The 13,179-nt window shown below is 34.9% G+C and carries 11 protein-coding genes and 1 pseudogene; 8 read left to right on the forward strand and 4 right to left on the reverse strand.

Annotated features, from left to right (window positions below):
* Nucleotides 1–25 precede the first annotated feature (25 nt).
* Nucleotides 26–229, forward strand: coding sequence for a hypothetical protein (locus tag MHH59_RS03415; protein WP_002125270.1), 204 nt, complete (start codon nucleotides 26–28; stop codon nucleotides 227–229).
* A gap of 192 nt (nucleotides 230–421) precedes the next feature.
* Here MHH59_RS03415 and MHH59_RS03420 read toward each other — a convergent pair whose 3' ends face one another.
* On the reverse strand, nucleotides 422–1,234 hold the full coding sequence (locus MHH59_RS03420) for an undecaprenyl-diphosphate phosphatase (RefSeq protein WP_002010553.1): 813 nt from the start codon (nucleotides 1,232–1,234) through the stop codon (nucleotides 422–424).
* Between the two features lie 132 nt (nucleotides 1,235–1,366).
* Nucleotides 1,367–1,885: pseudogene (locus MHH59_RS30795) on the reverse strand (methyl-accepting chemotaxis protein); the annotation flags it as partial.
* Nucleotides 1,886–2,530: 645 nt separating this feature from the next.
* Between MHH59_RS30795 and MHH59_RS03430 the strand changes: the two are divergent.
* The 5 genes from MHH59_RS03430 to MHH59_RS03450 all read left to right on the forward strand — a co-directional run bounded on the left by MHH59_RS03430 (nucleotide 2,531) and on the right by MHH59_RS03450 (nucleotide 6,614).
* Entirely contained in the window at nucleotides 2,531–3,802 is a 1,272-nt protein-coding gene (locus tag MHH59_RS03430) for a 3D domain-containing protein (RefSeq protein ID WP_033731016.1), read from the forward strand.
* A gap of 112 nt (nucleotides 3,803–3,914) precedes the next feature.
* The gene (locus MHH59_RS03435; RefSeq protein WP_002167109.1) at nucleotides 3,915–4,133 is read left to right on the forward strand and encodes a helix-turn-helix transcriptional regulator; all 219 of its coding nucleotides are present in this window, start codon (nucleotides 3,915–3,917) and stop codon (nucleotides 4,131–4,133) included.
* Nucleotides 4,126–4,599, forward strand: coding sequence for a DUF2178 domain-containing protein (locus tag MHH59_RS03440; protein ID WP_340850830.1), 474 nt, complete (start codon nucleotides 4,126–4,128; stop codon nucleotides 4,597–4,599). Before MHH59_RS03435 ends, MHH59_RS03440 begins: the two co-directional genes overlap by 8 nt.
* A 115-nt stretch (nucleotides 4,600–4,714) precedes the next feature.
* Nucleotides 4,715–5,347 (forward strand): class A sortase, encoded by a 633-nt coding sequence (locus MHH59_RS03445; RefSeq protein WP_002186970.1) that lies wholly within the window; start codon nucleotides 4,715–4,717, stop codon nucleotides 5,345–5,347.
* Nucleotides 5,348–5,492: 145 nt separating this feature from the next.
* Complete coding sequence (locus MHH59_RS03450; RefSeq protein WP_098632037.1) at nucleotides 5,493–6,614, forward strand: YHYH domain-containing protein; 1,122 nt, start codon at nucleotides 5,493–5,495, stop codon at nucleotides 6,612–6,614.
* Nucleotides 6,615–6,644: 30 nt separating this feature from the next.
* On the opposite strand, the gene MHH59_RS03455 is transcribed toward MHH59_RS03450, so the two are convergent.
* Entirely contained in the window at nucleotides 6,645–8,030 is a 1,386-nt protein-coding gene (locus MHH59_RS03455; RefSeq protein WP_340850831.1) for a peptide MFS transporter, read from the reverse strand.
* Between the two features lie 253 nt (nucleotides 8,031–8,283).
* Here MHH59_RS03455 and brnQ1 point away from each other — a divergent pair, with 253 nt between their 5' ends.
* Both brnQ1 and MHH59_RS03465 read left to right on the forward strand, forming a co-directional pair.
* Nucleotides 8,284–9,585 carry a branched-chain amino acid transport system II carrier protein BrnQ1 gene (gene brnQ1 / locus MHH59_RS03460; protein WP_445290616.1) on the forward strand — a complete coding sequence of 434 codons (1,302 nt, stop codon included), beginning with the start codon at nucleotides 8,284–8,286 and terminating at the stop codon, nucleotides 9,583–9,585.
* Between the two features lie 134 nt (nucleotides 9,586–9,719).
* Nucleotides 9,720–11,441 (forward strand): DUF2339 domain-containing protein, encoded by a 1,722-nt coding sequence (locus MHH59_RS03465; RefSeq protein WP_340850834.1) that lies wholly within the window; start codon nucleotides 9,720–9,722, stop codon nucleotides 11,439–11,441.
* 35 nt (nucleotides 11,442–11,476) lie between these two features.
* On the opposite strand, the gene MHH59_RS03470 is transcribed toward MHH59_RS03465, so the two are convergent.
* A complete protein-coding gene (locus MHH59_RS03470) occupies nucleotides 11,477–13,024 on the reverse strand; it encodes a DNA-binding protein (RefSeq protein WP_033731021.1) in 1,548 nt (515 codons plus the stop codon).
* Nucleotides 13,025–13,179 lie beyond the last annotated feature (155 nt).

The raw sequence follows: 13,179 nt of genomic DNA on the forward strand, positions 1-13,179 counted from the left end.
TATAAGTTGAGAGAGGGTACTAGATATGCAATATGAGCTTTTTTCGGTAAGCGGGGATCATATTACAACTTTTGAAAGCACATGGCGTTTTCAAGAGGGGGAACAGATTTTTGTTCATGATGATAATACAAAACGAAATTTTATTATTATTCGCTTAACACATGATTTATTTCAAAAAAATTCACATGCTATTCGCTTGTATTGTCAGGAAAAGAAAGTTTATGCATAAGGAAAAACCACTTACTGTATGAGGGCAGTAAGTGGTTTTTTATCCCGCTATTTGTGGGCAGTAAAACTCCCACCTCAAAATTCAGGTGGAGCAAAGAAGTTAGGTGGGAGCCCTGCTGCCGGTAAAAGCCCGATTGGTGAGGGCTAATAATCAGGAGGGATGAACAAAACCCCCACTGATTAAAGTTTCATTTTATAAGAAAATGATAGTTAGCACACCTACGATAATACAGTAGAAAGAGAAGTATTTTAAATTTCCTTTTGCCATAATGTTCATAAACCATTTTAATGAAATATATGTCATGACAAATGTTGCGATGAAAGCAACAATATAAGGTACAAATAATGTATCTAAATTTGGATCGTTTGCAATGTCTGTAATACTTAACAATAAACCACCTAAGCTAACAGGAATGTATAGTAAGAATGAGAAGCGAAGAGCTGTTTCTTGCTTCATACCAAGTAACATTGCTGCCACGATTGTAGCACCTGATCTGCTTATACCAGGAATTAGTGCGCAAGCTTGTGCTAGACCAATAATGATTGCATCTTTCATAGAAAGGTCACCATCATTTTTACGTCCACGCAAGTTTCGAATAATCCAAAGGCCGATAGCAGTAATAAGAAGGGAAATCCCAACCATTTTAACACCTTTTAAATAGTGGTCGATATAATCTTTAAATAAAACTCCAATTACACCTGCTGGAATGGTTGCAATAACAAGGTAAATAATAAAGAAGAAATCTGATTTTGCATCTTCTGCTCTTGTGAATATATAAGATAGACCATTCTTTGTTAGACGAATTAAATCATTTCTATAAATAAGTAATACAGCTAATAATGAAGCTGAATTAACAAGTAGCTCAAAGCTAAACCCTTCTATTTTTAGTCCTAGCAAATGCTGTGCTAAAACGAGGTGACCGCTTGAAGAAATCGGAATTGGCTCTGTTAGCCCTTGGAACAGACCAAGAATTAAATATTTTAAAATGTAGTAAAATTGTTCCATAATAACCTCCTTGTTTATTAGTCGAAAGAAACAACTTTTCCATTATAGCAAAAGAGAGGATGAATATTGAGAAGAAATAAATATTCGAAATATAATAAAAATCCCTTATACCGGTATAAGGGATTTTTATTATTAATGAGAAGCTACTGTTTCTTGAAGACTTTTTGATAATTGAACATCGACTTTTTCAGCATCATGAATATGATTCATAATAGTAGTATTTAATTTTTGGAACATTTGCTGTGTATTTGCAAATTCTCGTAATATATCATCATTACAAGATTTTTGGTTTTCGATAGCTTTAATAACATTTGTAGCGCCACTTTGTAATGTTTGAATCATTATTAAAATATTTTCAATTCTAGCGTTAGTATCGGCGCTCATTTCTACACCTTCATCAACTAAATGTAAATTATCTTTTGTATTTTCGTACGCTTTTTCAATTTCCTCTTGGATTTTTTTCGTTAAATTGCCAATGTTTTTTGTACTCTCCGCTGTGCTTTCTGCTAGTTTTCTTACTTCATTGGCAACAACAGCGAATCCTTTTCCATGCTCTCCAGCACGTGCAGCTTCAATACTTGCATTTAACGCTAATAAATTTGTTTGCGCAGCAATGTTTTGAATTACTTCTACGATTTGCTCGATTTCTTTTGAGCGTTCACTTAAATGATTCATACTATTAGACGTGCGCTGAGATTGTTCACCTAATTTATTAATTACAATAAGTAAACGGTGAACAGATTCTTTTCCTTCATTAGAGCAATCGATAATTTCTTCAATAGACTGAATTAAGCTTTGTTCTTTTTGTAACATTTCACTATTTAATTCATTGGAATGTGTCGTACGTGTTGAAACATTTTCAAAACATGAGTTTAAATGTTGAATTAAATTTTGGAGTGTATGGTGCTGGTTATTTACAAGTTGATGCTCTTGAACAACGCTTTGTACACGGTCGTGGATAGAAGAAATAGTCTCTTGGCTTTCAATATCTTTTTGTTTTAATTCTGTTTCTAGCTCTTGTATACGATTTTCTAATTGATCAATTTTATGTTGGAGTGCTTTCTTTTGAGTAAACATGTATTTATCTCAACCGCCTTTAGAAGTTATATTTTCTCTATATTTGGATTTTAGCATCTTTTATAATTTTTAAATATAGGAATTGTTAAATATTTAAGAATCTATTACATTTTGTTCACAATTCTCTTTTTTTGTCATGAAAAATAAACTGTATTTAATGGTTCTGTAAACAAACTGTAAAATAAATCATGTATAACTGTATAAGAAGGGAGTCGGATTATGAACTATTTTAAGCGAATCAGTAGTCTAGTATTAGCAGGAATTATCGTTCTTTCTAGTACAGTCGCTGTAAAAGCAGAGTCAAACGACGAGAAACTTAACAACATGCAACAGCAATTGCAGCAAAACGATGCAGATATGCAGAAGAAAGAGCAAGAGAAGCAAGCTGTTAGTAAAGAAATTCAAGGTATCGAAAATGAACTACATAATTTAAATAATACAATTGCAAAAAATAAAGAGGATCAAGCTGCTATTCAACGTAAAATCGATGAAACACATAAGCAGATTGAACAAAAAAAGAACGAAATTGTCGTTTTAGAAGATAAAGTCCTTGCTCGTAAGGATATTATGAAAAAACGTATGGTTTCTGTTCAAAATAGCTCAAATACGAGTTTAGTAGTAGAAGTTGTTGTAGAATCAAAAAACTTTGCAGATTTCATACAACGTATGAACGCAGTTACGACTATTCTAGAAGCAGATAAAGAAATTTTACGTCTACAAGAACAAGATCTTCGTCAAATTGAAGAAGATAAAAAAGAGATTGATGAAAAAGAAGCATCTTTAGTAGTAGATAAACAAAAATTAGCAAAAGCACAAGCTGATTTGCAAGATAACTTGAAAAAACGTCAAGATAACTTACAAACAGTTCAAGCTAAATATAATCAGGTTGCAAGCCAACTTAATTTAGCAGCAGAAGAAAAGGCTAAAATTGAATCAAATATGAAGGCAGTACAAGAAACAATCGCTCGTGAACAAGAAGCAGCAAGAATTGCAGCGGAAGAGCGTGCAAAAGCGGAAGCAGCTGCAAAGGCTGAGCAAGAAGCTTTAGCGAAAGCGCAAGCGGAAGTTGCTGAAAAGCAAAAGCAAGAAAAAGCTAATAAACCAGCTGAACCAGTTGCTAATAATAGTTCGAAAGTAGAGCCTGAACAGCCTAAAGTAACTGCTGGCGGAAAAGAAATGTATGTACACGCAACAGCTTATACAGCAGATCCATCTGAAAATGGTTATGCAGCAGGTCAACAAGTATATTCTGCATGGGGACCGGGTGATAAGCCTTATAACTTAACTGCAAACCCAGGAATGAAATTAATTGCGGTGGATCCATCTGTTATTCCATTAGGATCTACTGTAAATGTTGAAGGCTATGGAATTGCAATTGCAGCAGATACTGGTGGCGCGATTAAAGGTCACAAAATCGATGTTTTAATGCCGGATAAAGCTTCGTCTAGTAATTGGGGCAGAAAAAATGTTAAAGTTACAATTTTAAACTAAAACGTAATCCAACTTTACAAAACGTAAAGTTGGATTTTTTTATAAAAATAATGTTAAGTTGAGTTTACATTTTGTTAAGGATATCATACAATAATAGTGAGAGGTGGTAAATTTGACCATTTTAAATAGAGTGAAGGAATTAAGAGCTCGTTTTAATTTTACACAAAGTGTATTAGCGGAAAAAGTCGGAGTGACGAGACAAACAATTGCAGCAATTGAAAAAGGGGATTACGTTCCTTCATTATTACTAGCATTGACGATTTGTGATGTATTCGAGTTAAAGATGGAAGATGTATTTGTTTTAAATAAGGAGGGGGAAGAGGATGAATAGAATTGGGGTTTCTTATATCGTAAACGTGCTTTATACTGCGCTAGCCTGCTGGACATTTGTTGAATTTTATAGTGTTATTACAGAGTTAGCAGATATAATTAAAAACGAGAAGTTCCCATTTGAAGTATGGTTTAATGGAGCACCATTCATTTTATTATTTATTGGAGCTATTATAGTTACAATTTTTTATAGAATTCAAAAGAAAAAATACAAGAATTTATCTTTTTGGATGTATCCATTATTATTTCCACTAGAAGATGAACGTGAAAAAGCGATTACGGATAAAGCCTGTCGAACAACTTTTGTTTCGTTATGGTATGTGTTACCTTGTGCAGTCGGGTTTTTAACTTTTTCGCCTATTATTAATGACTATCTTCCTGGGTACCCACCGTATATTATATTCTCTATTTTCTTTATTCAAATGACGGTCTTTCACGTATCCCTATACAGAAATAAGTTAGTTTAAAAGAAACCTTCTTGCATAAGCAAGAAGGTTTCTTTTCAGCTTACACTTGTACATACAGCAATATTATCTTATCATTTTATATAGAGTAAGATTTTGTAACGGAAAGGAATTGTATATGAATAAGCAAAGAATTTATAGTATAGTAGCAATCCTTCTATTTGTTGTAGGTGGTGTATTAATCGGAAAGCCATTTTATGATGGATATAATGCAGAGAAGAAGCAGACAGCGAATGTACAAGCTGTTCAAAAGATGGAATATGAAAAGCATGATACAGAATTTGTAGATGCTTCAAAAATTAATCAACCAGACTTGGCAGAAGTAGCGAGTGCATCGTTAGATAAAAAACAAGTAATCGGTCGTATTTCAATTCCGAGCATCTCATTAGAACTTCCTGTTTTAAAAGCGTCGACTGAAAAGAATTTATTATCAGGTGCGGCAACTGTAAGAGAAAATCAAGTAATGGGACAAGGGAATTATGCACTTGCAGGGCATAATATGTCAAAAAAAGGTGTTTTATTTAGTGATGTATCAACTTTAAAGAAGAACGATAAAATTTATTTGTATGACAATGCAAATGAGTATGAGTATACTGTTACCGGTGTATCTGAAGTGACTCCTGATAAATGGGAAGTTGTAGAGGATCATGGGAAAGATGAGATAACACTTATTACATGTGTATCTGTTAAGGATAATTCTAAGCGTTTTGTTATTACGGGTGATTTAGTAGGAACAAAGGCTAAGAAATAAAGAAAAAAGAAGGTTCACTCTTTAAAGAGTGAACCTTCTTTTTTTATCCAATGTTGAGAAATAAAAGAATATTTCAGTTGGTATTTAAACATTTTTTTATTTTTATATAATAAAGTAATGATTCTAGATTTTGGGAGGAACAAAAGTGAAACAGCAAGTAAAAAAACTTCTTTTAACAACAAGTGTAGCGTTATTGGTAGCGCCAATTTCTGCTTATGCACATCCAGGACGTACAGATGCTAATGGTGGACATACGTGTCGTACAAATTGTGAAAAATGGGGATTGCAGTACGGGGAATATCATTATCACAATAAACCAGCTTCTAATAGTGGTACAACGAGTCCAGCTCCTAGCCAAAATAATAATGGTGCTGTAGAAGCAGAGAAACAAGCAGAAGCACAGCGTAAGGCTGAGGCAGAGAAACAAAGAGCTGCAGAAGAACAACGTAAAGCAGAAGAAGAGAGACAACGTGCTGCAGAAGAACAGCGCAAAGTAGAGGAAGAGAGACAGCGTGCTGCAGAAGAACAACGTAAAGCAGAAGAAGCACGTAAGGCAGAGGAAGCGCAGCGTAAAGCTGAGGCTGAAAAGGGACAAGCTGAAGGTCAAAAAAGTGGAGAGACAGATTTTAAAGCAGGAAAGAATAATGCAGAAGGACATGTAGCTGGAAAGTCAGACGCATATAAACAAGCATTTACAACTGCGTATGCTGCGGCATGGTCTTTAGAAGAACAGAAAAAAGCACATTTTGAAAAAGGTAAAGAGCAAGGGTTAACACAAGAAGCAATGGACGATAGTCAAATTACTCCTGAGTTTAAGGGGAACTTTGCAGAAGGTTTCCAAGTAGGGAATAAAGAGAGAACCGAAAAGATTGAAAAAGAACAAGCGGAACTTGGTGAAAAGGCTGGTAAAGAATTAGCTGAAAAGAAACCTGGAAATACTGAAAAGGATACATATGTGAAAGTATATGAAACCGCGTATGAAAAGGGATATAAGTCTGCTAAAAAGGCAGCGGAAAAAGCTGGATATACATATGCATTTGAAAACTACGACTTAAAAGTTCCTGCTAAGTATGAAAAGAATGAAACATTAAAGAAATGGTTTACTGAAGGATTTAAATCAAATAAAAAGGCAGCGGAAATTCGAGAAGAAGGATATAAAAAAGGAGACAGCTGGCTTTCGTTCTTCTATAAGAGTTTCGTGCCAAGTGAATATAAAGAACATAAAGGCTTGTATGAACAAGCAATAGAAAAGGGAAAGAAAGCGTAAAAAAAGATGAGGAATTTTCCTCATCTTTTTTTAATCCATCCATTTCACTAATTTCTTAGAAATTGATAATAAAACACAACCTAAAACGATCGCCACAGCGCCAATAACTGTGAATACTTCAGCATATCCAAGTGAAGTTGTGAAGCTTGCAAGCTGTCCGCCTAAAATATTAGCAATACCTGAGCTTGCTAACCATACGCCCATTAATAAAGAGGCTAGTTTTACTGGAGCGAGAGCACTAACCATTGATAGCCCGACAGGTGATAAGAATAGCTCACCTAACGTATGGAAAAGATACGTAAAGACGATAAATAGTAAGTTTGCTTTTTCTGTAATGTTATGTTCGTCACTGCCTGTTTTTAATGTAGCGATAACAAGAACAATATAACCGATACCGAGTAAGATCATACCAAGTCCCATTTTTGTTGGGATTTTCATGTCACTATTTTTTCTAGTTGCCAGTTTCGCCCATAATGCTGAAATAGCTGGTGCAAGTAAAATAATAAATAACGGATTGACCGATTGGAACCAAGATGTTGGAACTTCCCATCCGAACACAGAGCGGTCTACAAATTTGTTTGTATATAATGTTAACGAACTACCAGCTTGTTCAAATCCAGCCCAGAAGAAGACAACAAAGCATGTTAAAATGACGATAACTGTTGTACGTTGTTTTTCTTTTTTTGTTAACGGTGTATTTCCTATTGTTTGTTGTCCAGCATCCGTTTGCAAATCGCGAGTTGGTTTTTTACCGATATCACCAAGGAAGCGATTTGATAGTGTTGTAAATAAAATTTGTCCAATGATCATTCCGATTGAAGCGGCTAAGAAACCGTAACGGAATCCGAAATGAACAACACCGTCCACTGTTGTTTTAAATAAATTTTCTGATAAAAACCCGCAAACGAGTGGAGCTAAAAATGAACCGACGTTAATACCCATATAGAAAATTGTAAATGCACTATCACGTTTTGGATCGTGCTCTTCGTATAATTCTCCAACAAGTGTAGAGATATTCGGTTTGAAGAATCCATTACCGATAATAATAAGCGCTAATCCGAGGTATAGACCGACTTGGTTTTGCAAGGCAAATAGTGTAAGGTTACCGATTGCCATTGTTATACCACCAATTGTGATGGCTTTTCGTTTGCCTAGAAAACGGTCCGTTAAGTATCCACCGATCAATGGTGTGAAATAACAAGCACCAGTATAAAATCCGTAAATAGAGAGTGCCCAAGCGGGACTAAACCCAAGACCACCACTTACTAAAGCTGTTGTTAAATATAATGTTAATAATCCTCGTAATCCATAGTAACTAAATCTTTCCCACATTTCTGTAAAGAAGAGTAAGTATAAACCTGGAGGATGTTTCTTTTTTCTTTGTTGTTCTCTTTCTAGTTGTATCGCTGATTCCATAATATTTTCCTCCTGACACAAGCAAAAAACAAAGTTAATAGTATTGTATGATTAATATTTTACTTTATTAACTATTATAAGTCAATAAAGGTTGATTTTTCAGAAGAAATTTGAAAAGGGAAATAGCTATAGAATGGGTGTTTCTTTTGTGATAGACTATGGACTATGTTTTCTTTGTAAGGAAGCGGATTACCGCATTTTTTTATTTGTGGAATTGATTTCATGTAAGGTGAAATTGAAGAAGGAGAAAGAAATGAAATTGTTACAGAAAAAAGAAATTTTGCTTATTAGTCTTATGTTATTCTCTATGTTCTTTGGGGCCGGAAATCTTATATTTCCACCTTTCCTTGGATATGAAGCAGGAGAACATGTATGGATTGCATTGTTAGGTTTTATTATATCAGCAACAGGGCTTCCTATATTAGGTGTTATCGCTATTGCGAAAGCAGGGAGTTTTCAAACGTTAGCGGGCAGGGTTCATTCTTCATTTGCAATTATTTTTCCGTGTATTGTGTACTTATTTATTGGACCAGGTCTTGGTATACCACGTGCAGGAAGTTTAGCTTTTGAAATGGGGCCAGGCCAGTTGTTCCCAGAAGCGGGTAGCGTAGTTTTGTTATTGTACACGGCTATTTTCTTTAGTATTGTTTACTGGTTAAGTTTATCACCGTCTAAATTAATGGGCTTGTTTGGAAAGGTGTTAACGCCTTTATTATTATGTATGATTGCTATTATATTTATAAAAAGTATGTTTACATCAGTAGGCGGTGTGAAAGAGCCTTCAGGAAATTATGGACAAGCTCCTATGTTCCAAGGATTTTTAGATGGATATTTAACGATGGATGCGTTAGCAGCTTTAATATTTGGGATTGTTATTGCAAATGCTCTGCGTGCAAAAGGTGTAGCGGATGATAAAGGTTTAGCAAAATATATGAGTATTGCTGGTATTGGAGCAGGGCTTTTATTATCTATTATTTATGTCATTCTTGGATATGTTGGTTCAATTAGTGGTTCATTGGGTACATTTGATAACGGTGCGAAAGTGTTAGCACAAGTTATGATTACATTATTTGGACAAGGTGGGTTAGTTTTATTAGGTCTTATTTTTACTGTCGCTTGTCTATGCGTTTCCATCGGACTTGTTACGTCTTGTAGTCAATTTTTCACAAGTGTATTTCCGAAAGTATCTTATAAAGTTTGGGCATTTATATTAAGTTTTGTTAGTATGGTTTTAGCTAATTTAGGATTAACGCAAATTTTAAAAGTATCGGTACCGATTCTTGGATTTATTTATCCAGTTGCACTAACGCTTATTATTTTAGGGTTATTCCATAAGTATATTGGAAAGTATGTATACGTATATTCGGTAACGATTGGACTCGTAGCGGTATTTAGTACGATTGATATTTTAAACAAAAGTGTATTGATGAATAAATGGACACCACTACTAAAAATGCTTCCGTTTTATTCAGAAGGTGTAGGTTGGATTGTTCCGGCATTTGTAGGTGTCTGCCTCGGTGTAATTGTTAGTATTGCTATAAATAAGAATAAATAAGTAAGAGGTGTTTTCCTATTTCGGAAAACACCTTTCTTTTTTTGGAAAAATAGTATTGAAAATGAATAGACTAAGAGTATGATAAAGATAATTGGTAATATATAGGTTTTACATGAATGATGAGGGGGGAGCATATGAAGGAGGATTTGAATAAGAAAATAGAAGCACTCGAAACGGCAATTGAAACGATGCAAGAGGCACTTTATGAATTGAAAGCGAAACAAAGAAAAATAGAAGTAGATAAAGTTCAACAAAATGTTAATAAGGAAAAGAAAGAATATATTGAAGCGGTAAGTAATGAAAAGTTACAAGAAGATGTAGTTAAGACGAGGAAGTCCATGCAAGAGCCAGAGGTGAAACAAGTAGATATATCTGCATTTAAACCAGAACCATTTAATATTATAAAGTTTTGTCAAACGTGGTTACCACGCATATTTGTCGGTATTATGCTACTTGGCGTTATTTGGTTATTTAAAGCAGGGGTAGATGCTGGCTTATTAACACCAGCGATACGAGTTGTGTTTGGTATAGTACTATCTGCCGGTTTGTATTACGTAGGAGATATACAAATTAAAAGAGAGCGGCAAGCGTTAGGGTTAGTATTAGCTGGAGGAAGTATTACGGGAATTGTTTTAACAACGTTTGCGGCACATTATTTATATGAGTTTATTCCTGCAAGTATTGCGTTTGTTTGCAACATTATATGGGTTGTTTTAGGGATTTATTTAGCGAAAAGATATAGATCGGAATATCTCGCTATTTTCGTGGCGGTGGGAGCATTTTTTGTTCCTTTCTTGTTAAATAGTACGACTCCTAATACGTATATTTTCTTTAGTTATGAGACGATATTAACAATTAGTCTATTATGGTATGCATTGAGAAACCGTTATAAGTACTTGTATATGATTTCTTATGTTGTTGCGGCAATTGTCCTATTTGTCTTCTTTGTTGTTATGTCAATATTAGTAGAGAATGTGCAAGTACAGTTAACAGTTGTATACGGTGCAATTCATTTACTATTATTTTGGCATATGTTTTCGGAGAGAAGGTTTATACAAGAAGCACGATTGGCGGTATTTAGTGCGAATGCAGTTTTCTTTATTTTAGCCATTTCTCAAATTCCTGAATTTACAACGTGGGGATTAGTTATAAGTGCATTTGTGCATGCTGTTATGTTTGTACTTGAATATAGGAAGAATAAACATTCGGTATTTTCAAATCTAATATTTGGCTTTGCAATGGGATCATTTAGTTTAGCGATTTTATACGAGTATAGTTTGGTGAATGCAGCGATCGTATTATTGTTACAAGGTTTCCTCGGTATGGTTACTGCTATTAAAGTAAAGCAAAATATTAAGTTGTATGTAGGTGCAACGATTTATGCGATTGGAATGGTACAGACGATTTTTAGCCCGTTTGATGAGTTCATTTCAGCAGGGTTTGTCGCTCATATTATTTTAATAGGAACGTTCTATTATTGCATGAGACAAGCGAAAGAAGTGTTAGCGAGTTTTGGTAAATATGTGTACTCTATAGCGCTCTACTCGTTAATGGTAATTGTATTTATTACAATTACTAGAATCGGTGAAGTTCTTTCTACAGATGGAAGTATAATTAGCGTATCTGTATCGTTATTATGGATGGTATATGCGTTATTTGCAGTTTGGTTTGGCCGTTATAGACAGATGAACGAAATATTATATGCTGGCTTAGTCGTATTAGTAGTAACAGTAGGGAAGTTATTCCTTCTCGACTTACCAGAGGTGTCGATGATGATTAGGGCGGTGTTATTCTTAATCGTTGGTAGTATAGGTATCGTTATTTCAAGAATGTTTTTCTCAAAAGAAGAGAAGTGAGAAGAAGGCAATCCATATGTGGATTGCCTTTTTCATTATTTTTTATTAATCGTTACAGTTTCATTATATTTCGCTGTTGTGTTTTGACGTAGACGAAGTGTTGCCTGTCCAGTTGTATTTGGATCAAGTTGTACGTTCACAATTTTTTCAGCAGATCCTTGGTTATTTGTTATGAAAGAGAATGTACTGCTATATCCGAAAGAAGACGGCCAAGTGCCATTTGTATTTTGAACTTTTGCCACCTGTGTTCCGCCAGTTGTGAAGATACCTAAAGAATAATTATTGTATGTTGTATTTGGTAATAAGTTATTTACTTGAATCTTCATTTGGAACACTTCATTGTTTGGTAGAATGCTAGGGTGAGTAATTACGTAATCACTCGTTGTCACTGCGCCGTTATAGCCGTATGAACCTGGTTTGAAAGTATTGGTATTGAACCACTGGTAACCTTGACTTGGTGCGCTCCAAGGTTCTGGTTGTGGTTCTGTTGATAAGCTTGGTTGTTCAAATGTTTGTAGAGCTGTAGGTGCATCAAGCTGTAAACCACTCACTTGATCTAAGCTTGTAAATGTTTCTTGCTTCGCTAACCAATTCACGATGTTTTCTAATAGAACAGCATCGTTTTCTTCTTTATAACCATCATAAGTTTTCTTTGATTGACCTGAATCTTCGCGAACATATTTTGGCGTAGCATCTTCAACAGGAGAAGAATCACCAATAAAGGCTGCTTTTCCAAGGCCAACTTTCGAAATAGCAGCATAAGGCCCCTCTGCAACGCCACCACCGTTATAAACGCCGCTATCAACAGCGTTATTCCATTTTGATGGATTTTCTGGAAGATATACAAGGCCTTTCGCTAGTTTTGGATTTGTAATCGCAAGAGTAGAGCCGGCATGCATTGCTACAGATGAAACGCCAGTTGTAATTCCGAATGATTGCGCAGGTGAGACAATATTTTTAGCTGAAACATCACCAAGTGCATTGTAACGGAAGCGAATACCGAAATTATTGGATAGCCAATCAGAGCTTTCTACTCCTTGCATAGCTTGTGAAGTTGTTTCTTCATTAGACATTCCCTTTGCTGGATTATCCCATGCCCCGCGTCTATATCCATTGAACACTTCTGAGGAGTCCCAGCGGTTTTTATTACGATCTGCATTATAATGATCGGCAATGAAGAAAATACTGCCGCCATTTTTCACGTATTGTAACATTGCGTCTTGTTCAGATTTTTTGTAAGGAATATTTGCCTCTGGAACGATAAACACGTTGTAATTTTTTAAGTCGTCGTATGTAATAGGTGTTGATTTACGAAGTTCTTTTACATGATATCCGTTTTGGGCAATGCCGTTTCCGAAATCAGAAAAGCCGCCATCAATAACCCAGTCAGCTGTCCCGGCAGTTTGACCGTGCGTATTATCAAATAATACTTTCTTCCCATTGTTTTGATTTACAACCTTTGCAGCAATTTCAGGAGCTGGGTCTACAGAGCTTTCGGCATAAGTAGACGGTATGAACGAACTCCCCATACTAAGTGTAATTGCTGTTGCTAAAGAAAATGTAATCCATTTTTTATTCTTCATAGAAGAATCCCCCTAATAATAAATATATGTGCTTTAATAATGTAATTTATTTTTCTGAAAAAATAAAGACAGAAAACGTAAAAAATATTAAAAAATTGTAAAAATACCGTGAATTTTGTTGAGAAATATTTATATAGGCAATAAAAAATCCCTTC

The organism is Bacillus sp. FSL E2-0195 (assembly GCF_038003645.1).
Lineage (GTDB): Bacteria > Bacillota > Bacilli > Bacillales > Bacillaceae_G > Bacillus_A > Bacillus_A mycoides.

Coding starts and splice junctions, on each gene's coding strand:
- MHH59_RS03420 (WP_002010553.1), bottom strand. CDS start 1,234: ATGGAACAATTTTACTACATTTTAAAATATTTAATTCTTGGTCTGTTC.
- MHH59_RS03465 (WP_340850834.1), top strand. CDS start 9,720: ATGAAGGAGGATTTGAATAAGAAAATAGAAGCACTCGAAACGGCAATT.
- brnQ1 (WP_445290616.1), top strand. CDS start 8,284: ATGAAATTGTTACAGAAAAAAGAAATTTTGCTTATTAGTCTTATGTTA.
- MHH59_RS03455 (WP_340850831.1), bottom strand. CDS start 8,030: ATGGAATCAGCGATACAACTAGAAAGAGAACAACAAAGAAAAAAGAAA.
- MHH59_RS03430 (WP_033731016.1), top strand. CDS start 2,531: ATGAACTATTTTAAGCGAATCAGTAGTCTAGTATTAGCAGGAATTATC.
- MHH59_RS03445 (WP_002186970.1), top strand. CDS start 4,715: ATGAATAAGCAAAGAATTTATAGTATAGTAGCAATCCTTCTATTTGTT.
- MHH59_RS03415 (WP_002125270.1), top strand. CDS start 26: ATGCAATATGAGCTTTTTTCGGTAAGCGGGGATCATATTACAACTTTT.
- MHH59_RS03470 (WP_033731021.1), bottom strand. CDS start 13,024: ATGAAGAATAAAAAATGGATTACATTTTCTTTAGCAACAGCAATTACA.
- MHH59_RS03440 (WP_340850830.1), top strand. CDS start 4,126: ATGAATAGAATTGGGGTTTCTTATATCGTAAACGTGCTTTATACTGCG.